This window comes from Nitrospira sp. CMX1 (assembly GCF_054902215.1).
The window spans coordinates 1-20,148 of the sequence record NZ_JBUBKD010000066.1; the positions used below are offsets into that span (position 1 = coordinate 1).

Consider the following 20,148-nt stretch of genomic DNA (forward strand, 5'->3'; position numbering starts at 1 on the left):
GGGTGAGTTGCGCCCAATTCTCAAAGAGTGACGACTAGTGAGATGCAACAACTAATTTATGTCTCGTCAGACCCTTGAACAGGTCGGATATTTTGGTATTGGCATGCTGAGTGCGCAGTGATGAGAGTTGAGGTTCGAGGTGAGTCTGGAACCCATCTTTCGCATGAGCTTCATCTGATCATCCATCACGAGGATCTGCAATCATGCTGACACGACGTAACGCACTTAAGTGGGCTATAGGGGTGAGCAGCTCTCTTCTCAGTGGGGTAGATGTGCTTTCGCGAGCTAGCTATGCCCAGGAGCCAGGCCTGCCTGCCACTGAGATGTCCATGGAGGACTGGATGACCGAATGGATGAGTAATGAGAAGGCAGTCAGCGGAATGCTCAAGATATCCAGATTCCGGGAACCGATGTACTTTCTCACTGCCCCGATTTCGTGGACACCCAATCCCGGGCAAGAGCGCTATAAAGCGGTGACCGTCCCTAAGGGGTTCGTGACCGATTTGGCCAGCATCCCACGGATATTTTTTTCGGCTCTGCGTCCTGATGGGGAATATGCCTATGCGGCAGTGGTCCATGATTATCTCTATTGGACCCAGACACGATCACGGGACGAAGCCGACGACATTCTTAAGATAGCGATGGAAGATTTTAAGGTTGGAACGGTGACGGTCGGTGCGATCTATACCGCAGTTCGTGTAGCTGGGAAGACGGCCTGGAATGGCAATGCTGAGAAAAAGGCGCAAGGGGAACAGCGCATTCTCACTCGATTCCCTCAGGATCCTCGGATCACATGGGAAGACTGGAAACAGCGTCCCGAGGTGTTCGGCCCGTAAGTGCAGGGAAATGCGACATACACTGAGAACTTCCACTGGGTATAAAATGTGGGTCCACGCGGTCTCTCTACTGGCATTTCTTGTTATGTCGGCACCGTTATTGGGGGCGGCAGAAGGCAAGCGAGTCGCCTTTGTCGTAGGGATTAGCAAGTATGACAATCTTGCGGCTGACAAACAGCTCAAGAATGCAGTGAATGATGCGGAGGGTGTTTCAGCCAAGCTGACGGAGATCGGATTTCAGGTGACGAAGGTGCCAAATCTTACTCGCCCAGCCTTCAATGAGAAGTGGCAAAATATCCTCGATGCCCTCACCAGAGACGACACGTTCGTCCTGTTCTTCTCCGGACACGGCGTCCAGATAGACGGCCAAAACTATCTATTGCCACGGGATATTCCGTACATTGAGTATGGTCGGCAGGAACAACTCAAACGGGAAGCGATCAGTCTGAATGAGCTGTTGGCCGACCTGTCTACTGGCGACCGGCCCCACCCCAAGAGTTCAGTTGTTATTTTAGATGCGTGCCGGGATAACCCGCTCATCCCTCCAGGCTATACAAAGAGCGCATCGACTCCTAAGGGCCTTGCGAATGTGCCGGAATCCGATGGAATTTTTGTCATGTATGCTGCTGCAAACAACCAGACTGCGCTCGATCGCCTTTCATCTGTCGATAAGGCCCAATACTCCGTGTTTACACGAACGCTACTCCCACTCATGGGGCGGACAGATCTGAGCATTCAAGAATTGGGCACCCAACTGAAGGATCAAGTTTGGGAACTTGCCCAAAGCGTAGGACGTAAGCAACGGCCAACGCTCTATGATGGAATTATTGGGCGGTTTTGCCTTCCTGGCTGTGCGGCGAAGGCCAATAAAGGAACTGCGGGAGTTAACGAAAGCTTCACAGCGACTGTTCATCCTGCCCTGACGAGCGCAATCACCGGCAAGGATGGTGTGCCGATGGTGCTCATTCCGGCTGGAAGCTTTCTGATGGGCAGCACCAAAGACGAAGTGGATCAAGCGATCCGCGCCTGCGTTAAGGAGCTGCAGAAAGATCAGCAGACCTGCGAGAGCTGGTATAAATCTGAACTTCCTCAACACAAGGTCCGAATCGACGCGTTCTATATGGATAAACACGAGGTGACCAACCGGCTTTTCCAACAATTCGTTCAGCAAACCGGCTACCGAACCACGGCGGAGCAGAAAGGCAGCGCATGGGCGTTCGTGGAGAGCAAAGGATGGGAAGACGTGAAAGGCACCAGTTGGCGGAAGCCGGAGGCCGGCGCAACCATCTTTGAATCGAACCGGGCGGAGCATCCAGTGGTGGTGGTGTCATGGGACGACGCAGAGGCATACTGTCGATGGGCGGGGCAACGGCTCCCGACCGAGGCGGAGTTTGAATATGCCCTCCGCGCCGGCACCACGACGAAGTATTGGTGGGGGCCTGGGAATCCAGAATCGCGGCGTGTCGAGAATATCGCCGACGAGTCGGCGAAGCATCTCTTGAACGTGATTATGTCGGGATATACTGACGGCGCGGTTCGGACGGCCCCTGTCGGTAGCTATGAGGCCAATCCCTGGGGGCTGCATGACATGAGTGGGAATGTCGCAGAGTGGACAGCGGACTGGTATGGCGACACCTATTACGCCAAGAGCCCGGAGCGCAATCCCACAGGGCCTTCAAGTGGTGAAAAGCGCGTGGTCCGCGGTGGCTCCTGGACCGATGAACCGGTCGGCGTACGCTCCGCATTCCGGAACAGGTACCTTCCGACGCAACGGACCGACGATATTGGGTTCCGTTGTGCCCAGGACATTCCGAACTAACCTTTTCGCTTTGACCCTGTTCCCTTTTCTCCCGATTTATAGATTTTTATCACACAGGGTCGATTGGTCCACCTTGCCCTTGCGCACAACGCCCCTTTAGAATGTGACGGTGATTCTGTTTGTAGGGAGGAATTATGAGTCTTGCCGATAATAAATGTATCCCTTGCCGTGGCGGGGTGCCGCCGGTACCGAATGATCGGGCGCAGGCATTGCTGAAAGAACTCGGTCGCGGGTGGGCGTTGAACGAACAAGGCCACCTTGAGCGGCTCTACACATTCAAGGATTTTGCTCAGGCGTTGGCCTATGTAAACAAGGTTGGTGCCATTGCCGAGGCGGAAGGCCATCATCCGGATCTCTATCTCGCCTGGGGTAAGTGCAAGGTCGAAATCTGGACACACAAGATCAACGGCTTGACCGAGAGCGACTTTTATCTGGCGGCCAAGGCGGACCGAGAATTCGAGCCGTTCCGATCCGCTGCCGAGTAGCCTGTAGCATTGTTCCCAGCCATGAGCTTACGAGGCAGTAGATGAGCGAAGGAACACAAATCGCGCTCGTCAATATGCCGTTCAGCTATGCCAAGTATCCCTCCATTCAACTCGGTACGCTCTCCGCGCTGCTGAAAGCCAACGGCATTCCTGTCGACTGTCACCACTTAAACGTCCGGTTTGCTCACCTGATCGGCGTAGAGTTGCATGAGTCCATCTGCGAGAAGCGAGCGCTCTTTGGTGAGTGGCTGTTCTCTTACTTACTCTTTAGGGAGAATCCAAACCGAGCAGAGTATCCGCAGATCTTCAAGCCGGTCTTTGAGCAGGCCGCTCAAGAGAGCGGGAAGCCGATCGGCTATTTCGAGGAGATGGCGACACGCATCGCGCCGCAATTTTTGACGTGGGCGCTACGGTCAATCGATTGGGGGCAGTACAAGCTAGTTGGGTTTACCTCGACGTTTGATCAAAACGTCGCGAGCCTGACCATGGCGAAGTTGATCAAGGATCTCTATCCGGAGGTCGCGATTGTGTTCGGTGGTGCGAACTTCGATGGAGAAATGGGACTTGAACATTTGCGAGCCTTTCCCTTTATCGATTACGTGGTGATCGGGGAGGGTGAGCAGACCTTTCTCCCGTTTGTCCGACAGATTCTGGACGGCCGCACGGACCACATTCCTGATGGTGTGGCATATCGACAGGATGGCCAAACCCGGTTCACGCCGAATCCGGCGCTCTTTTCGGATTTCGCGAAGACTGGCCCACCTGATTACGACGATTACTACCACCTGCTTGCCGAACTCGGTCAGACGGCGCAGGGGTTGGATCGTATTCTCCTGTATGAAGGCTCACGAGGCTGTTGGTGGGGTGAGAAGCATCACTGCACGTTTTGTGGACTCAATGCGCAGAGCATGCAGTTCCGTGCGAAGAAGCCAGCGCAGGTCTTAACAGAGATCGCCGAGCTCTCGCAGCGGTACGATGCTGTCCGCTTTCGGTTGGTCGATAACATTATCGACATGGGGTACATCGAGAATCTATTCGGCAGGCTGGCAGAAGATCATTGTGATCTGGATGTCTTTATTGAAACCAAGAGTAATCTGCAGAAGCGCCAGATCAAGACCTTGGCTGCGGGTGGTGTGAAGTGCATGCAACCGGGTCTGGAAAGTCTCAGTCTCAACCAACTGCGTGCGATGGACAAGGGCGCCACACCGATGCAGAATATCGTCTGCCTCAAGTGGAGCCAGTACTATCATGTGACGGTGCTGTGGAATATCTTGCTGGGGTTTCCGGGTGAGACGAACGAAGATTATCAGCGCCAGCTCGACCTAATTCCGTCTCTGCTCCACCTCCAACCACCAGAGGCGACCGGCAAGTTCTGGCTGCAGCGCTTCAGCCCCTACTTCACCAGACCGCACGAGTATGGTGTCCGCATTACTGGGCCTGGGGTGGCTTACGAATATGTGTATGATGCGCGGCAGGTTGATTTGAAAGAAATCGCCTACGATTTTGAGTATGAACTCGATAATTGGCTGGTTGATCCACATCGATATCAGGCATTGGTCGCCACGATCGAAAGTTGGCAGCGGATGCATACGTCTGACGACAAGCCGTTCTTCTACTACTCCAAGGCACCGACCTACATAACCATCTACGATGGACGCAATTCAAAGCAGCCCACTCGTCGACGATATGAAGGTTTAGCGGCGATGGTGATCGAGATCTGCAATGAGGCAGCCAAGAGTGTGGAACAAGTCAGAACGGCAGTGGCGGGCCGAGTCGATGCAGGCCATGAACAGCTTACTGCCACCTTGAGCGAACTTACGGCAGCACGAGTCCTCTACGAAGAACGTGGCAAGTACTTCACGCTGGCAATTCCAGAAAATCCGTACCTTTGATTTTCTCAACTCTGGTTACATCGACAACTTCTCTGCTGCGTTCCGCATCTGCACGCCGTGGACGAGTGAGGCTCCGCCGCGGATGGCGCAGGCCACATGGACGGCTTCGGTCATCTCTTCCACGTTTGATCCCTTCTCCAATGATGCCTGTGTATAGGCATCGATGCAGTAGGGGCATTGCACGGCGTGGGCAACGGCCAGGGCAATGAGGGCTTTCTCCCGTTCGGTTAGGGCGCCTTCAGTAAATACGGCGTCGTAATAGCTCTTGAACTTCTCCCATAAAGCTTTGTTGCCTTTGCCGATCTCTGCAAACTTTCCCAAATCATGCGAGTGATAATACGAATCCATAGAAAGCTCCCTCCTCAATCGTGGTTGGTACGGAGTGGTAGAAGTTGGATCGAAACGCTATGGGTTATGGGTAGGGAAGTACTCAGGCATTGCCAGGAGGAATCGGATCGATTTGAGCCAGGGATTTGGAGAATCGCTCACCGACGATGTCGGTCGCTTTGGCCATGAGATCCACCACTTCTTGCCATTCCGTGGGCAGCAGGTCCTGCTTCAACTGCGGATGGATGGCCCATTGGGCTTCAACCTGTGTACCCTTGCGACTGACGAGCACACGGAGTAACTCCACCTCCCAGCTCTGGTCGCTCGGAGCGTCACTGGATGCTGGTGTGTTCGGTTGTTCAGACGGAGGAACGGCGCGTGCCATAAGATCCCTTGTCGATAATTGTCCGAGTAGCATACCGCATCTTCTGTCGGATTGTATATCCGCGTTATGGACAAGCGGTGTAGGTTTCTCGTAGCTTCATGTTTGGGAGGGAGCTTGATTCAAGACGGCAAGCATTGCTTCGTGGATCCGCCCATTGCTGGCCACGAGTTCCTGTCCATAGATGGAGAGGTCTTTTCCCTCAAAGTCGGTCAAGTGCCCACCAGCCTCACGTGCGATGACTGAGCCGGCTGCCATATCCCACGGATTGAGCCGCACTTCCCAGAATCCGTCAAAGCGTCCAGCCGCCACATAACACAGGTCCAACGCAGCCGACCCTGTTCGTCTGAGCCCCTGGGCCTTCAGGGCAAATTTTGCGAAATGATCGAGATTGTTCCGTTTTGTTTCTCGGATGTCATAGGCAAAGCCGGTGACTAGAAGACTGCTGTCGAGTGTCTTTGTCTCGGATACATGGAGAGGTCGATCGTTTACGTATGCCCCATGATGCTCGATGGCCGTGAACAATTCATTCCGTGAAGGATCGAAGACGACACCGAGGATGCACCGCCCATCGTATTCGAGACCGATGGAAACACAATAGGCTGGATAGCTGTGCGCAAAATTAGTGGTTCCATCGAGTGGATCGATGATCCATCGATAGGGAGAGGAGCCGTCCTCGTAGCGACCTTGCTCTTCGGCCAGGAATTGATGGTCGGGAAAGCGACTCCTTAGATGGTCGACAACGCACTGTTCAGCGGCACGATCCGCGTCGGTGACCAGATTGATGGGGTTCTTGTATTCAATTCGAAAGCCGGTTTCTGCATATCGCAGTAACAGGGCCCCAGCCGCTTGACCAGCTTCGACTGCAGCCTGGAGAAGGGTGTCGTGTGAGTGTGATTTGCAAGGACTTGGCACGCCCGATTGTAACACGACCAGACTTGCCTCCAGCAAAATTCCTGCTACTCTTGTCAAAACAAGCCTTATGATCATCGATCATTCAAGGATTACTTGCTTGCAAGAGACACAACTGAATAGACAATGTATTATTCAAATACTGAGTCTTGACAAGGTTTCTAAGCAATGATATAAAGCAAGCATGCTTTATGTGAGGAGATTGTGGAGGAGTTAACAGACATTCTCGTTGGTCTGGAACAGCGGATCAGCGCCTATAAGAGTCGGTATCAGGAACTTGAGAAGAAGCGTCGCCGGCTTGATGACGAGATTGCTACTATCAAGAAATATCTCGAGCTTGCAGAAACTCTCTATCGAGTCGAGGCAGATAAGGCCAAGCTTGCCAGTCTTTCGAATCAAATTATTACCACAGATGACGCCAAGGGGATTCGACCGGTTCCGGTTATGGATGTAACCGATCAATCTCGGGAAATTCTCCTTGGGCGGAGTAAGTACGTGGGAAAGAGTGTGCCTCAGGCTGCCTACGAAATACTTCGTGAGTCAAATCGATCCATGCACGCAAAGGAGCTCGTTCAGCGGCTAATCGAAGGTGGGTTACAGATTAAAGGAAAAACGCCGCTGACGTCGATTGCCACCTCGCTCAAGCGCGACAAACGTTTCAGAAAAGTCGGTCCTAATACGTTCGAAGCGTTAGACGATATGTTGATTCAAGCCGTCTAGTGGTTGGTGTTCACGGGCCAAACTTGACAATGCGAAGGGGGGTGAGGCTCTTGGCAACGAAGAAGGCAGCAAAGAAGAAGAAGAAGTAAACCCCATTGTGATGTGATACGCCGGGGGTGGGGTTCCTCACCCCCGGCGTACCATCCTGCGCTGGCTCTGATTATCCTGCGTGGGTCCTACCTGAAAGATTGCAACTCGTTAGACACATGAAGAAGTCTGTGCGTTAGGAAGCCTGAAGCGCCACGGCTGGTTGGAGTGGAGTGCTGTACGGGGTTGAATGCACTTCCACCTCAGAAGAATCGGTGTTCAGCAACATCCATTTGTCTGGCTGGGCCAGGACTTGCTGGACGAGCCTGGTATGGAGTGCATGCCCTGACCGATCTGCGACAATGTGTCCAATGAAGGGCATCCCTAAGAGGGAAAAATCACCAATCAGATCCAGGATCTTGTGCCGGACAAACTCGTCATCAAACCGAAGCCCAGATTGATTGACGATGCCATCGCCGGAAAGAACGACGGTATTGTCGAGTGTCCCGCCTTTTCCGAGTCCGCGAGCCCATAAGGCTTGAACCTCTTGGAGGAACCCAAATGTCCGGGCCTCTGCAATCTCATTTTCGAACGTGCCAACCGAGCAATCGTAGTCATACGTCTGCGTCTTGATCAGTGGATGCTCGTAGTGAATCGAATAGGTGATGCGCGGGGTAGGCGAGGGCTCAATTCTCACTCTCTTCGACCCGTCAGTGATTTCAATCGGCGCCATGATTTTGAGAAACGGCTGTTTTCGGTCTTGCGACACCACGCCGGCAGACTGGATGAGTCTGACGAAAGGCGCAGCGCTTCCATCCATGACCGGCACTTCAGTGGCCGTCACCTCGATGAAGGCGTTATCGATATCCATGCCGGACAGAGCCGCCAGTAAATGCTCAATGGTTTGGACTTGAAATCCATTCCCTTTGATGGCGGTGCATAGTTCCGTTGGGATTTTATGCTCGATGGAAACAGGTAGATACGCATCAACGTCGGAGCTGCGGTTAACGAAAACGATACCGGTGTCTGGCGGTGCAGGCCGCAGCGTGATTGACGCCGATTGACCTGAGTGGAGCCCTACGCCGGAACAAGTGACCGTTGATGCTAAGGTTTGTTGATTCCGCACAAGCCCTCCCTCGTTAGAATCTCATTCCCAAGGCACCATTCGCCCAAAAAGATACAAGCAATTAAAGTGCCATAATTCAATTAACATAACAGCATGATTTTAAATGTAAAGTGTTAAATCAATAAAATGTCACCCTGTATCAAAAAAGGCACATCTGTGTATTTCACAAACCTTGCAGTGTAGACAAACGTGAATTTTGTCAATGAATGGACAAAGGGTTATCAAGTCCCTGTCACGGGAGCTGATGACCCAAGCAGAGACCGCATGAAGGATAAGCTGATTAGATGGGAGGAGAGAGGTTTTCCATCTCAAGGCTGACGTCAGTCTTTCCTCTGCAAGATATTCAGGCTCTCAATCAATCTACCCAATTCGACCGGTGCCCAAAAAGGAAAAAACAGATGACAGTTGAGGAGGGTGGGGTACGCTCATCGGGGAATCAATCAACGTAGGCTCTGGTCAGGCTCAATCGGAGAATGCTAAGGCAGCATGTGCTGGGTAGGGATCTGGCCTTAACTTCTTCAGGCAACAAACCGAATAAGAATCGGAAAATCGCCTAACGGGTAAGCCACTATGAATGTGAGTCCCTTAGTCTGGATCAGTTTCGGTCTCATGAGTCTCACGCTCAGTATCATGCTGGCCGGCGATGCGTTGGTTGATCTTGTCCCCAACCATGATCGTCAGGACTTTGAATATCGTCGTGACGTGGCTGAGGCCTTAGCGGTTCAATACTCTGCCCTGGCGGAGCATGATCAAGTTGAGACCATCAAATTGTCGATGGAGCGCTTGATTCAACGGAATTCTGAGATCCGTTCGTTGGCGCTGATTCTTAAGGGGGGGGAGGTTCTTGCGCAGATTGGTGACCATACCCACAGTTGGGTGCAGCCCTCTGGGGATGCATCATCACTGGAGTTTCTCCAAGTCCCGATCTTTGCTGGAGATCAGCAATGGGGGGTGCTCCAAGTCGCATTCCGCAAGTCGGATGTGTCAACGGTAGAGCGCTTTCTGCATGATCCATGGATGCGCTTCCTCGCCTTCGTCAGTGTAATGGGATTTATCGGCTATCTTGTTTTCATGAAGCGCACCCTGCGTCAGCTGGATCCCTCCGGCATTGTTCCATCCCGAGTGAAGGCTGCACTGGATGCTTTGACACAGGGTGTGGTCATGATCGATACCCGAGATCTCATCGTGCTTACCAACGATGCATTCAGTCAAGCGGTTGGCAAATCGGTGCAGGCGTTGATCGGATCAAATCTTGGGTCGCTCTCCTGGAAACCTGTTGATTCAGCGGAGGTCCTTTCTGTGTATCCATGGACCCGAGCGGTCATGGACCGACAGCCTCACGATAATATTCCACTCCTGTTGACGCAGTCGAACGGGGGGGGGCGGAAGTTTATCGTGAATACCGTGCCGATTATAGACGAGGGGACAACCGTAAGAGGGGCGTTGGTCTCGTTTCACGACGTCACGGAGTTGGATCGGGCCAATTCGCAACTCAAGGAGGCAAATAGTGAATTGGAGGCGTCCCGCGTTCAGATTCTGCAAAAGAATCAGGAGCTCGAGGTAACCAACACTAATTTGCACCTCGAGATGAATCACCGCAAGAAAGCTGAAGCGGAAAAGGAAAAGCTGTACCAACAACTGATGAATGCCTCCCGACAAGCGGGTATGGCGGACGTGGCGTCGAGCGTGCTTCATAATGTCGGGAATGTGCTCAACAGCATCAACGTTTCGACGGATACCTTGCTCAAGACGCTCAAGAAGCCAATGGTGGGTGATGTCTGCCGCATTGCGGCAATGTTCAACGAGCATCAGGACAATCTGCAGTCATTTTTAACGGCTGATCCTAAGGGGAAGCAGATCCCCTCTTACCTGGGGTTGGTCGCCGAATCGCTCAGTGGAAGCCATCAGACCATCCAACAGGAACTCGACTCGCTGGTGAAAAAAGTCGATCACATCAAGCAAGTGATCATGTCGCAGCAAGATATTGCACGTGCGGGGAGTATTCGGGAGCCTGCCTCGGTCGAAGACATGATGGAACAGGCGTTGGTGATGGCGATGCCCGAGCCGGAGAAGTATCACATGCAGGTGGTGCGGGAATATAGTCCCATCCCTGCCATCATGACGGATCGGCACCAGGTGCTGCAGGTGTTGGTCAACCTCATCACCAACGCCAAGAATGCCATGGTCGAGCACTCGGAGAGCACGCGCCGCCTCACCCTGCGGGTTGGTGTGCCGACCGGCAGCGCATTCGCGCGATTGGAAGTGATCGACACCGGAGGGGGAATCAAGGCCGAAAACCTTCCTAAGCTGTTTGCACAGGGCTTCACCACGCGAAAGGCTGGTCATGGGTTGGGGTTGCATAGTTCCGCCATTGTCGCGAAGAACCTGGGCGGCGCGTTGCAGGCGCAGAGTGCCGGTGAAGGACAGGGTGCAACATTCACGTTGGACCTGCCGCTCGTCCTTGTCGAGGCTGCGGCATGACCTTCGACCAAGATGCCCTCAATCGTCGGATTCTCGTCATTGACGACAATGTCAATATTCACGAGGACTTCAGGAAAATACTGTGCCCGCCGATAGAATCTGGAGCACTGGACCATGCACGGGCGGCCCTGTTTGGGGAGACCCCGACCATTCCGACGCAGCTGTCGTATGACTTGGAGTTTGCGACTCAAGGACGAGAAGGATTTGGCTTGGTCCAGACGGCGCATCAGAGGGGGACGCCCTATGCGGCGGCCTTTGTGGACATGCGTATGCCCCCTGGCTGGGATGGGCTCGAGACCATTGAGCATCTTTGGTATGTCGATCCTGAGATTCAGATAGTGATCTGTTCGGCCTATTCGGATCACCCATGGGAAGATGTCAGTCGTCGCATCGGCGATACCGATAAGTTACTCATCTTGATGAAGCCGTTCAGTAGTATCGAAGTCGTTCAGATGGCCAATGCCTTGACCAAGAAGTGGAACCTGGCGCGTGCGGTGAAGCAACAGATTGAGGGCCTGGCGCAAGACGTGAGCCGACGAACGACGGATGTACGCACTGTGAATCAACGACTGCAGGAGCAAATTGCCAACCGAATGACCGGTACGAGTTCCGGTGAGTCACGGGAGCCAGTTGGGGCAACTCTTCGCCAGAAAGAAGAGTTTCTCGCCATCGTGAGTCACGAAATCCTGACGCCGATGAACGAATTGATTACGAAGGTGACTCTGCTGCTCGATAGCCCGCTGAATCCTGTTCAGCGTCAGCATGCATCGACCCTTGAACACTGTGCACAGGACCTGCTCTCCTTGCTTAAGGATATGAATGAGTTTTTGACCAGTCGTAGACAAGAGCCTGGCGCGTCGGATCACTCCTGAAGGTGAGAGACTCTCGATAGGGAGCAGGCAATCAATCATATGGGTAACCACAGTAAGAATACTCGTGTCTTGATCGTCGACGACAATCAGGAGATCCACGAGGACTTTCGCCGGATCCTTCAAGTTCAACCAGAAGACGAAGGTCTGAATCAGGCACGCGCGGATTTGTTTGGTGAGGTGCCGCTTGTCGAGGCGCTGGATCGCTTCGAGTTGGACTACGCGGCTCAAGGGCAGGCTGCTCTCGCATTGGTGCAGATGGCTCGGCAGGAGGGGCGCCCGTATGCCGTGGCATTCGTCGATATGCGGATGCCGACGGGGTGGGATGGTTTGGAAACGGTTGAACGACTTTGGCAGGTCGATGGTCGGATTCAGGTCGTGATCTGCACGGCCTATTCGGATCATTCGTGGGCGGAAATTGCGGCACGATTGGGCATGAGCGATCGGTTGCTGATCTTGCGCAAACCGTTCGATGCGATCGAGGTTCAGCAGATCGCCGCCGCACTGACGCGCAAGTGGGAATTGGGGCGCGATGTCAGGTTACAGATTGACGACCTTGTGGCACAGGTCAACGCCCGTAATCGGGAACTCCTTGCGACCAACCAGCGCCTCGAACAGCAGGTTGCCGAGCGGACGGTCGAGCTGCAACAGCGCAATAGCGAACTGCAGAAAACCGTGGAAGCGCTGAAAAAAGCAAAACTAGTTGCGGACAACGCCAACCAGGCCAAGTCTCAGTTTTTAGCACATATGAGCCATGAGATCCGAACCCCCATGAACGGGATGCTCGATATGAATGAGCTGTTGCTCTTCACCCCCTTGAACGATCAGCAGCGGCATTTTGTTCAGACCGTCCACAACAGCGGCGAGCAGCTGCGTCAAATCATCAACGACATCCTCGACCTGTCGAAGATCGAGGAGAACAAAATGGAACTCAATATCGCAGCGCTCAACTTGGTCGCAACGGTACAGGATGTCGTCGACCTGTTCCTTGAGCCATCACGGAGAAAAGGGCTTAGCTTGGAGTATCACCTTGCCCCTGACTTGCCTGCCCTATGGCGAGGGGATGCCGTGCGCCTCAGGCAAATTCTGACCAATTTAGTAGGGAATGCGGTGAAGTTTACGGAACGAGGCAGCATACTGCTGCACGTTGAATGTCTTGAGGATCGCCTTGATGATGCGTTGTTCAAGATAACGGTATGCGACACAGGAATAGGAATTCCACTCGATGCCCAGGAGAAGATCTTTGATCCATTTGCTCAGGCCGATGGGACGATGTCGAGGCGGTTTGGGGGGACGGGTTTGGGACTTGCCATCGTGCAACGTCTCGTCCGATTGATGGGTGGTGATATCGGTCTCACGAGTATCCCAGGACAAGGGTCGACATTCTGGTTTACGGTTCGCCTTCAGAAGCAGAGCGCACAGGATACCGCTGTAGTGGAGAATCAAGCGTCTGAGCAGCCCATCCCATCCGTTACATGCAGTTCGAGTCTTGCGAAGCATTCCGGCGGCTTTCTCTCCCAACCTCGATCGCGCGCGCGTATCCTCTTGGCGGAGGATAATGCAACCAATCAAGAGGTGTTCTTGCACATGTTGAATCTCTGCGGCGAATCAGTCGATCTGGTCAGTACGGGCAGGGAGGCGATTGAAGCGATGGAGCGAGTTCAATACGATCTGGTTCTCATGGATTGTGAGATGCCGGAAATGGATGGATTAGCAGCCAGCAAAGAGATTCGCCGACGTAACTTGGCCAGGCCGGACGGTACCCCTGTTCGGATTGTCGCGCTGTCCGGCTACGCTGTCAGCAGTTATCAAGAGGCTTGCCTTGCTGCCGGCATGGATGGGTTCCTCGCCAAGCCGGCGGGGCTGAAAGAGATTCGCAAGGCGCTGAGACAGTGGTTGCCAACCACCGAATCACTAGCGGCGTAAGGAACGGGATCGATCATCCCGTCTTGATCGAGTCACACTATGGCGACGAAGATCACGGATCGCTCAGAAAATCGTCGACTCTTGGTCATCGATGACAATGTACTGATCCACGATGATTTTCGAAAGATTCTACAGCCTGGGCCTGAGATGCAGCGTTTGGATGAAGCGCGCATCGCAGTGTTTGGTGATAGTCCGCGTCCGAAGCCGCTGATGGATTTCGAATTAGATTGCGCGGATCAGGGACAAGCGGCAGTAGCCTTGGTTCAGAAGGCGTGTCAGGAAGATCGACCCTACGCCGTGGCGTTTGTGGACATGCGCATGCCCCTGGGCTGGGATGGGTTGGAGACGATCGAACATGTTTGGGCTGTCGACCCAGAGATTCAGACGGTCATCTGTACGGCGTACACGGATCATTCCTGGGAAGACATCATCCATCGATTGGGGTATGACGATCGCCTGCTGATTTTGCAAAAGCCATTTTCCAGTGTGGAAGTCTCGCAATTGGCCACTGCCTTGACTGCCAAGTGGAATTTGGCACGCCAGGCACAGCAACGATTGGAGGTTGCTGAGGCAGCCAATGTCGCCAAGTCTCAGTTTCTGGCCAATATGAGCCATGAAATTCGTACGCCGATGAACGGGATTCTGGGTATGAGCGAACTCTTGATGCAAACACCACTGAATGACAAGCAGCGGCGGTACGTGCAAACGTTGCAGAAGTCCGGTCAGACGCTCATCCAAATCATCAATGACATTCTGGATATTTCAAAAATCGAAGCTGGAAAGCTGAAGCTTGAACACATCTTGTTCGACCTTCGTCAGTTGGTAGCGGAGGTGCAGGAACTCTTTACGGGGCCGGCAGAGAGCAAGGGACTTCGGTTGATTGTGACCCTCTCGGAATCCATTGGTCAAATGTATGTCGGCGATCCGGTACGCATTCGTCAAATCCTTACGAACCTCATCGGGAACGCGATCAAATTTACCGTACATGGCCAGATTACTGTTTCTGTGGTGGTGACCGATGATGTTGTCGGGCAAACGGCGGTGTGTCTGAAGGTCCAAGATACTGGGATTGGTATAGAACCTGAAGTTCACGGCAAGCTCTTTGCCCCGTTCACTCAGGCCGACGGCAGTACCACGCGCAAGTACGGTGGCACGGGGCTTGGGTTGGCCATTGTGAAGCAGTTGGCAGAGATGATGGGCGGAAGGGTGGGCGTTGAGAGTGTCCTCGGAAGCGGGTCGACGTTTTGGTGTACGATGCAGCTCAGGAAGCCGGCCGCGACGTCGGTGTATGCAAAAGCGAGTTAATGCATCTTTGGGAGAGTTGTCGGAGGAGTTTCGAGTGACAAGTGAGGAGATCAATCGGCGTATTCTCGTCGTGGACGACAATGTCTCGATCCATCAGGACTTCCTGAAAATTCTACAGCCGGAAAGGGGATTGGAGGGCCTGGAGCAGGCACGGGCCACTCTATTCGGTGAGCCCACGTCGGTTCGTGTCAGCGATCAGTTCGTAGTCGATTGTGCAGATCAAGGGGTCGTCGCGCTGGATTTGATTGAAGCGGCGGGCAGGGAGGGGAACCCTTATGCGGTGGCATTTGTCGATATGCGGATGCCGTCGGGGTGGGACGGGCTGGAGACCATCGAGCGTCTCTGGGGAGCTGATGCTGCCTTACAAGTCGTGATTTGTACCGCCTATTCCGACCAACCTTGGGATGAGATCAGAGACCGAATTGGGCGAACTGATAAGCTGCTGATTCTCCACAAGCCGTTCAACAGCGTCGAGGTTTTGCAGCTGGCTACCGCATTGTGTTGGAAGTGGGACCTTGCAAAAAAAGTTTCAGGACGAGTGAGCGAGTTGAGACACCTTGTTGACGAGCGGACCACGGAGCTCCGACACGCAAACCGACAGCTCATGGAATTCAATGACGCACTGATGCGGTCTGTCGCGAGCCTGGAGGCCGCACAGACCGAAATCTTACGGCAAAACGGGGAGCTAGAGCGTCTGGCTACACGTGATTCGCTGACAGGATGCCTCAACCGTCGCGCATTTTATGCCCGGTTTGAGGAGGCGTTTACTGTGGGGTGCGAGCAAGGGAATGAGCTCTGCTGTCTCATGGTCGACATCGATCTTTTTAAACGCGTGAACGACGAATTCGGGCATGCCGTCGGGGATCAAGCGATCCAAGCCGTTGCGGATTGCCTTCAGTCAGGGGTCCGGTTGACGGATATGGTCGGACGTTATGGAGGGGAAGAGTTCTGCCTGATGTTCCCACGGACGACATTGGATGAGGCGACGGTTTTGGCGGAACGTCTTCGTATCCGTGTGGCCGCGGAAGCTGGTAACCGTGTGCGAACGGTGTCCGGTATGACGCTGACGGTGAGTGTCGGCGTATCAACCAGCGCATTTGGAGCACGAGCCCCACTGGTGTTGGTTGATCAAGCGGATCGGGCGCTGTATGCCGCGAAAGAGAGCGGCCGCAACTGCGTCATGGCGATGGATGTGCTGGTCCCAGGGCTCACTCCTTCTGAACAGCTGGACCTTCAGGTCCGTCGAGTCACCCCGCGCGAGTCGACTCCTGCCGTCATCAGATAAGCAGTAGACCCGAAGAATTGTACCGATAGCGCGGACATCGTTGCCTGCGTCTCTTTCATATCCTTATTGAGATCCGTAGAGCGAACAGGGTGTCATGCGGCTTGGAGTGTCGTGTGTGATAGATGGCCAGGTATGGAATGCCATTTGAGTCAAGAGTGTCGGATGTGACGTCGTCCGACGAAGTGATCGTTTGTTCATGGTTCATTGTATAATGCCCGTTGATGATGCGCCTCTTGAGTCATTTCCAATCTTCAGTTGGCAAGAAAATGGTCATAGCCCTGACCGGGCTAGGCCTTGTGGTGTTCGTCATGTTTCACATGCTGGGGAATCTTCAGCTGTTCGAAGGGCCCCACGCACTGAACAGCTATGCCGCCTTTCTCCGGGATATGCCGATCGTGCTCTGGACGGTCCGCATCGGCTTACTGAGTATGGCGGTGTTTCATGTTGGGCTCGCACTCCAGCTGAGTATACGAAATCGTCGTGCTCGTCCCGTTGAGTACACGCTCCATCGCTATCGACAGGCGTCGATCGCTTCCCGCACCATGGCGATATCCGGGATGATCCTGTTGTTATTTGTCGGTTTCCATCTCCTGCACCTCACGGCTGGCGTCATCGATCCCACGTTCTCTGATCGTCGCGACCCCGATGGGTATCGGGATGTCTACGGCAAGGTGATTCATGCCTTTCAAAATCCCTTTATGGTTCTCCTGTATCTTGCCGGCCAGCTGGGGCTTGGTCTTCACCTGAGCCATGCGATTGCCGGTAGCGTACAAACGATGGGGTTTGAGCATGCGGCGTTGACTCGCCTCTTGAAAGCGCTTGGTCCGATGATCGGGCTGATTGTGGTCCTAGGGAATGTTGCGATCATCCTAGCCGTCTTTTTAGGGATCGTGCGCTGATGACGAGACTGGATTCAAGAATTCCGTCTGGACCCCTGGAAGCCAAATGGGATCGGCATCGATTCAGTGAAAAGTTAGTCAGCCCCAACAACAAGCGGAAGCTCACCGTAATCGTCGTCGGCACCGGCCTTGCCGGCGCAAGTGCGGCGTCGACCTTGGGACAACTCGGTTATCACGTGGAGTGCTTTTGTTTCCACGATAGTCCGCGTCGCGCTCACAGTATTGCCGCGCAAGGGGGAATCAACGCGGCAAAGAACTACCAGGACGACGGAGATAGTGTCGGACGATTGTTTTATGACACGATCAAAGGCGGTGATTTCCGCTCCCGTGAGGCCAATGTGTACCGGCTTGCCCAGGTCAGCACACAGATCATCGATCAATGCGTGGCGCTCGGTATCCCCTTTGCGAGGGAGTATGGCGGTCAATTGGCGAACCGATCGTTTGGCGGTGTACAAGTCTCCCGGACGTTCTACTGTCGGGGACAGACGGGGCAACAACTTCTGTTAGGTGCCTATTCTGCGCTCTGTTGGCAGATCGAACGCGGTCAGGTCACGATGCATCCGCGCACGGAACTGCTCGACCTCATTCTGGTCGAGGGGCAGGCGCGAGGCATCGTGGCGCGGGATTTGGTCACCGGGCATATCAGTACTCATACGGCTCATGCCGTGGTACTGGCCACGGGTGGGTACAGCAATGTGTACTATCTCTCGACCAATGCGAGCGGATGTAACGTGACGGCTACATACCGGGCGTGGAAGCACGGGGCGGCGTTCGCCAATCCATGTTTTACCCAGATTCACCCGACGGCTATCCCACCGGGTGGGGCCCATCAGGCTAAGTTGACTCTGATGTCCGAGTCGCTCCGGAACGATGGCCGATTATGGGTGCCGAGGGTCCCATCGGATCAGCGGTCTCCCGGCGACATTCCTGCAACGGATCGCGATTATTTTCTGGAACGGCGATACCCGAGGTTCGGGAATCTCGCCCCGCGGGATCTCGCCTCGCGTGCGGTGAAAGTTGTGTGCGACGACGGTTATGGTGTCGGGCCAGGCGGTCAGGGCGTGTATCTGGATTTTTCGGACGTCATCGAGCAACAAGGGCTGGAAGTCGTCCGCGAACGCTATGGCAATCTCTTCGACATGTACCATCGGATCACAGGAGAGGATGCCTATCAGGTTCCCATGCGGATTTACCCGGCGCCGCATTATACGATGGGGGGGCTCTGGGTGGATTACAATCTGATGAGCACCATCCCGGGACTCTTCGTCATCGGTGAAGCAAACTTCGCGGACCATGGTGCCAACCGGTTGGGCGCCAGCTCATTGATGCAAGGGCTGGCCGATGGGTATTTCATCCTTCCCTATACCATTGGCCATTATCTGGCGACGGCAACACTCCTCCCTATTTCCGACGATCATGCGGAAGCTCGCGAGGCGATTCAGCGTGTGACGACGCGGATCAACCGTCTGCTGACGGTGAAGGGACGTCGGACCGCTGCCATGTTTCATCGAGAGCTCGGGACGCTCTTGTGGAATTATTGTGGTATGTCGCGCAACGAAGGTGGGCTCACCTCGGCGTTGCGATCGATTCCCACGCTTCGTGAGGAATTCTGGCGGGATGTGATGGTGCCAGGGTCGGGCGAGTCCTTCAATCAGGAACTGGAGTATGCGGGACGAGTGGCGGACTATCTTGAGTTTGCCGAATTGCTCTGTCACGACGCCCTCCATCGTCGGGAGTCATGTGGCGCACATTTTCGGGAGGAGTATCAAACAGAAGATGGTGAGCCACGCCGCGACGATGCTCACTTTGCCTATGTGGCGGCATGGGAGTATCGGGATGGGGCTGTGCCGGTCTTGCACAAAGAGCCGTTGGCGTTCGAGTTCGTTCCTCCGACCCTGAGAAGCTATCAGTAGCCGGTAAACGGTGAGGGGGGAGAGGTTAGGGGTGAAAGGAATAGGAGTCGGATTGCTGCACGCGTCATGAAATTCACCTTGAAGATTTGGCGACAGAATAGTCCGTGCGAACAGGGTCGATTCGTGACCTATGAGGCGCACGATGTGAGCCCCGGTATGTCGTTTCTGGAAATGCTCGATGGCGTCAATCAGGGACTACTCGGCGATGGGGAGGAGCCTGTGGCGTTCGAGCAGGATTGTCGGGAAGGGATTTGCGGGAGTTGCTCACTGGTCATCAATGGGATCCCACATGGCCCGGATCAGGGTATCACGACTTGTCAGTTGTACATGAGGCGGTTTCCTGATGGGACGAGCATTACGATTGAGCCCTGGCGGGCCAAAGCCTTTCCGGTCCTAAAAGACTTGGTGGTGGATCGCAGTGCGTTGGATCGGATCATGCAGGCAGGCGGGTATATCTCCGTCAATACCGGGGGAGCGGTGGACGGGAACGTTCTCTTGATCGGGAAGGACCAAGCAGAAACCGCGATGGATGCAGCGTCGTGTATCGGCTGCGGAGCGTGTGTGGCGGCCTGTAAGAATGCCTCGGCCATGCTGTTTGTTGCGGCAAAGGTGTCCCACCTGGCCACCCTTCCACAAGGAAGGCCCGAGCGAGCGCGCCGTGTGAGTGCCATGCTGGAGGCGATGGACCGGGAAGGGTTCGGCTCCTGCGGTAATCAGTATGAGTGTGAGGCCGTTTGCCCCAAGAATATTAGTGCCCGTTTTATCGCCAATCTCAATCGTGAGTATCTCCGTGCAGGCATCGTCGAATCCGGCCTTCCCAGCGAGCCGGAGTCTCCACACGCAGAGTCCTCATAGCAGAACTCTTTGCAGGCAGTGCCTCTTCTCAAGTCGACCCTCCACTGACGGAAGCTGATTGGCGCCGGAAAGCAATGAGCTTGACTGTG

The 20,148-nt window shown here is 54.3% G+C and carries 17 protein-coding genes; 13 read left to right on the forward strand and 4 right to left on the reverse strand.

The window, feature by feature from the left end:
* Positions 1-203: 203 nt before the first annotated feature.
* From ACYX34_RS16525 to ACYX34_RS16540, 4 genes are all read left to right on the forward strand, one after another.
* Complete coding sequence (locus ACYX34_RS16525) at positions 204-836, forward strand: DUF1353 domain-containing protein (RefSeq protein WP_462077679.1); 633 nt, start codon at positions 204-206, stop codon at positions 834-836.
* A gap of 85 nt (positions 837-921) precedes the next feature.
* On the forward strand, positions 922-2,655 hold the full coding sequence (locus ACYX34_RS16530; RefSeq protein WP_462077680.1) for an SUMF1/EgtB/PvdO family nonheme iron enzyme: 1,734 nt from the start codon (positions 922-924) through the stop codon (positions 2,653-2,655).
* Between the two features lie 134 nt (positions 2,656-2,789).
* Positions 2,790-3,140: a 4a-hydroxytetrahydrobiopterin dehydratase gene (locus tag ACYX34_RS16535; RefSeq protein WP_462077681.1), complete on the forward strand. Its 351-nt coding sequence runs from the start codon at positions 2,790-2,792 to the stop codon at positions 3,138-3,140.
* Positions 3,141-3,181: 41 nt separating this feature from the next.
* Positions 3,182-5,032, forward strand: a complete 1,851-nt coding sequence (locus tag ACYX34_RS16540; protein WP_462077682.1) for a RiPP maturation radical SAM C-methyltransferase — start codon at positions 3,182-3,184, stop codon at positions 5,030-5,032.
* 15 nt (positions 5,033-5,047) lie between these two features.
* Here ACYX34_RS16540 and ACYX34_RS16545 read toward each other — a convergent pair whose 3' ends face one another.
* The 3 genes from ACYX34_RS16545 to ACYX34_RS16555 all read right to left on the reverse strand — a co-directional run bounded on the left by ACYX34_RS16545 (position 5,048) and on the right by ACYX34_RS16555 (position 6,731).
* On the reverse strand, positions 5,048-5,380 hold the full coding sequence (locus tag ACYX34_RS16545; protein ID WP_462077683.1) for an arsenosugar biosynthesis-associated peroxidase-like protein: 333 nt from the start codon (positions 5,378-5,380) through the stop codon (positions 5,048-5,050).
* An 82-nt stretch (positions 5,381-5,462) separates the two neighbouring features.
* Positions 5,463-5,744 carry a hypothetical protein gene (locus ACYX34_RS16550; protein WP_462077684.1) on the reverse strand — a complete coding sequence of 94 codons (282 nt, stop codon included), beginning with the start codon at positions 5,742-5,744 and terminating at the stop codon, positions 5,463-5,465.
* Between the two features lie 96 nt (positions 5,745-5,840).
* Complete coding sequence (locus ACYX34_RS16555) at positions 5,841-6,731, reverse strand: inositol monophosphatase family protein (protein ID WP_462077685.1); 891 nt, start codon at positions 6,729-6,731, stop codon at positions 5,841-5,843.
* A 126-nt stretch (positions 6,732-6,857) separates the two neighbouring features.
* On the opposite strand from ACYX34_RS16555, the gene ACYX34_RS16560 reads away from it, so the two are divergent.
* Positions 6,858-7,373, forward strand: a complete 516-nt coding sequence (locus ACYX34_RS16560; RefSeq protein WP_462077686.1) for a winged helix-turn-helix domain-containing protein — start codon at positions 6,858-6,860, stop codon at positions 7,371-7,373.
* A gap of 223 nt (positions 7,374-7,596) precedes the next feature.
* On the opposite strand, the gene lpxC is transcribed toward ACYX34_RS16560, so the two are convergent.
* Positions 7,597-8,526 (reverse strand): UDP-3-O-acyl-N-acetylglucosamine deacetylase, encoded by a 930-nt coding sequence (gene lpxC, locus ACYX34_RS16565; protein WP_462077687.1) that lies wholly within the window; start codon positions 8,524-8,526, stop codon positions 7,597-7,599.
* A gap of 576 nt (positions 8,527-9,102) precedes the next feature.
* On the opposite strand from lpxC, the gene ACYX34_RS16570 reads away from it, so the two are divergent.
* The 8 genes from ACYX34_RS16570 (at position 9,103) to ACYX34_RS16605 (ending at position 20,059) form a co-directional block, all read left to right on the forward strand.
* On the forward strand, positions 9,103-11,007 hold the full coding sequence (locus tag ACYX34_RS16570) for a sensor histidine kinase (protein ID WP_462077688.1): 1,905 nt from the start codon (positions 9,103-9,105) through the stop codon (positions 11,005-11,007).
* Positions 11,004-11,879 carry a response regulator gene (locus ACYX34_RS16575; RefSeq protein WP_462077689.1) on the forward strand — a complete coding sequence of 292 codons (876 nt, stop codon included), beginning with the start codon at positions 11,004-11,006 and terminating at the stop codon, positions 11,877-11,879. Before ACYX34_RS16570 ends, ACYX34_RS16575 begins: the two co-directional genes overlap by 4 nt.
* Before the next feature lie 39 nt (positions 11,880-11,918).
* Entirely contained in the window at positions 11,919-13,802 is a 1,884-nt protein-coding gene (locus ACYX34_RS16580) for a response regulator (protein ID WP_462077690.1), read from the forward strand.
* 39 nt (positions 13,803-13,841) lie between these two features.
* A complete protein-coding gene (locus tag ACYX34_RS16585) occupies positions 13,842-15,107 on the forward strand; it encodes an ATP-binding response regulator (protein WP_462077691.1) in 1,266 nt (421 codons plus the stop codon).
* Positions 15,091-16,392, forward strand: a complete 1,302-nt coding sequence (locus ACYX34_RS16590) for a diguanylate cyclase (RefSeq protein WP_462077692.1) — start codon at positions 15,091-15,093, stop codon at positions 16,390-16,392. The genes ACYX34_RS16585 and ACYX34_RS16590 overlap by 17 nt, the downstream gene beginning before the upstream one ends.
* Before the next feature lie 221 nt (positions 16,393-16,613).
* Positions 16,614-17,291 (forward strand): succinate dehydrogenase cytochrome b subunit, encoded by a 678-nt coding sequence (locus tag ACYX34_RS16595; protein WP_462077693.1) that lies wholly within the window; start codon positions 16,614-16,616, stop codon positions 17,289-17,291.
* Positions 17,291-19,204 carry a fumarate reductase/succinate dehydrogenase flavoprotein subunit gene (locus ACYX34_RS16600; protein ID WP_462077694.1) on the forward strand — a complete coding sequence of 638 codons (1,914 nt, stop codon included), beginning with the start codon at positions 17,291-17,293 and terminating at the stop codon, positions 19,202-19,204. Before ACYX34_RS16595 ends, ACYX34_RS16600 begins: the two co-directional genes overlap by 1 nt.
* A 66-nt stretch (positions 19,205-19,270) precedes the next feature.
* Positions 19,271-20,059 (forward strand): succinate dehydrogenase/fumarate reductase iron-sulfur subunit, encoded by a 789-nt coding sequence (locus ACYX34_RS16605; RefSeq protein ID WP_462077695.1) that lies wholly within the window; start codon positions 19,271-19,273, stop codon positions 20,057-20,059.
* Positions 20,060-20,148 lie beyond the last annotated feature (89 nt).

Bases quoted from the DNA above. Each gene is read 5' to 3' on its own strand.
- ACYX34_RS16525 (WP_462077679.1), top strand. From the start codon at position 204: ATGCTGACACGACGTAACGCACTTAAGTGGGCTATAGGGGTGAGCAGC.
- ACYX34_RS16530 (WP_462077680.1), top strand. From the start codon at position 922: ATGTCGGCACCGTTATTGGGGGCGGCAGAAGGCAAGCGAGTCGCCTTT.
- ACYX34_RS16535 (WP_462077681.1), top strand. From the start codon at position 2,790: ATGAGTCTTGCCGATAATAAATGTATCCCTTGCCGTGGCGGGGTGCCG.
- ACYX34_RS16540 (WP_462077682.1), top strand. From the start codon at position 3,182: ATGAGCGAAGGAACACAAATCGCGCTCGTCAATATGCCGTTCAGCTAT.
- ACYX34_RS16545 (WP_462077683.1), bottom strand. From the start codon at position 5,380: ATGGATTCGTATTATCACTCGCATGATTTGGGAAAGTTTGCAGAGATC.
- ACYX34_RS16550 (WP_462077684.1), bottom strand. From the start codon at position 5,744: ATGGCACGCGCCGTTCCTCCGTCTGAACAACCGAACACACCAGCATCC.
- ACYX34_RS16555 (WP_462077685.1), bottom strand. From the start codon at position 6,731: ATGATCATAAGGCTTGTTTTGACAAGAGTAGCAGGAATTTTGCTGGAG.
- ACYX34_RS16575 (WP_462077689.1), top strand. From the start codon at position 11,004: ATGACCTTCGACCAAGATGCCCTCAATCGTCGGATTCTCGTCATTGAC.
- ACYX34_RS16580 (WP_462077690.1), top strand. From the start codon at position 11,919: ATGGGTAACCACAGTAAGAATACTCGTGTCTTGATCGTCGACGACAAT.
- ACYX34_RS16585 (WP_462077691.1), top strand. From the start codon at position 13,842: ATGGCGACGAAGATCACGGATCGCTCAGAAAATCGTCGACTCTTGGTC.
- ACYX34_RS16590 (WP_462077692.1), top strand. From the start codon at position 15,091: ATGCAAAAGCGAGTTAATGCATCTTTGGGAGAGTTGTCGGAGGAGTTT.
- ACYX34_RS16595 (WP_462077693.1), top strand. From the start codon at position 16,614: ATGATGCGCCTCTTGAGTCATTTCCAATCTTCAGTTGGCAAGAAAATG.
- ACYX34_RS16600 (WP_462077694.1), top strand. From the start codon at position 17,291: ATGACGAGACTGGATTCAAGAATTCCGTCTGGACCCCTGGAAGCCAAA.
- ACYX34_RS16605 (WP_462077695.1), top strand. From the start codon at position 19,271: ATGAAATTCACCTTGAAGATTTGGCGACAGAATAGTCCGTGCGAACAG.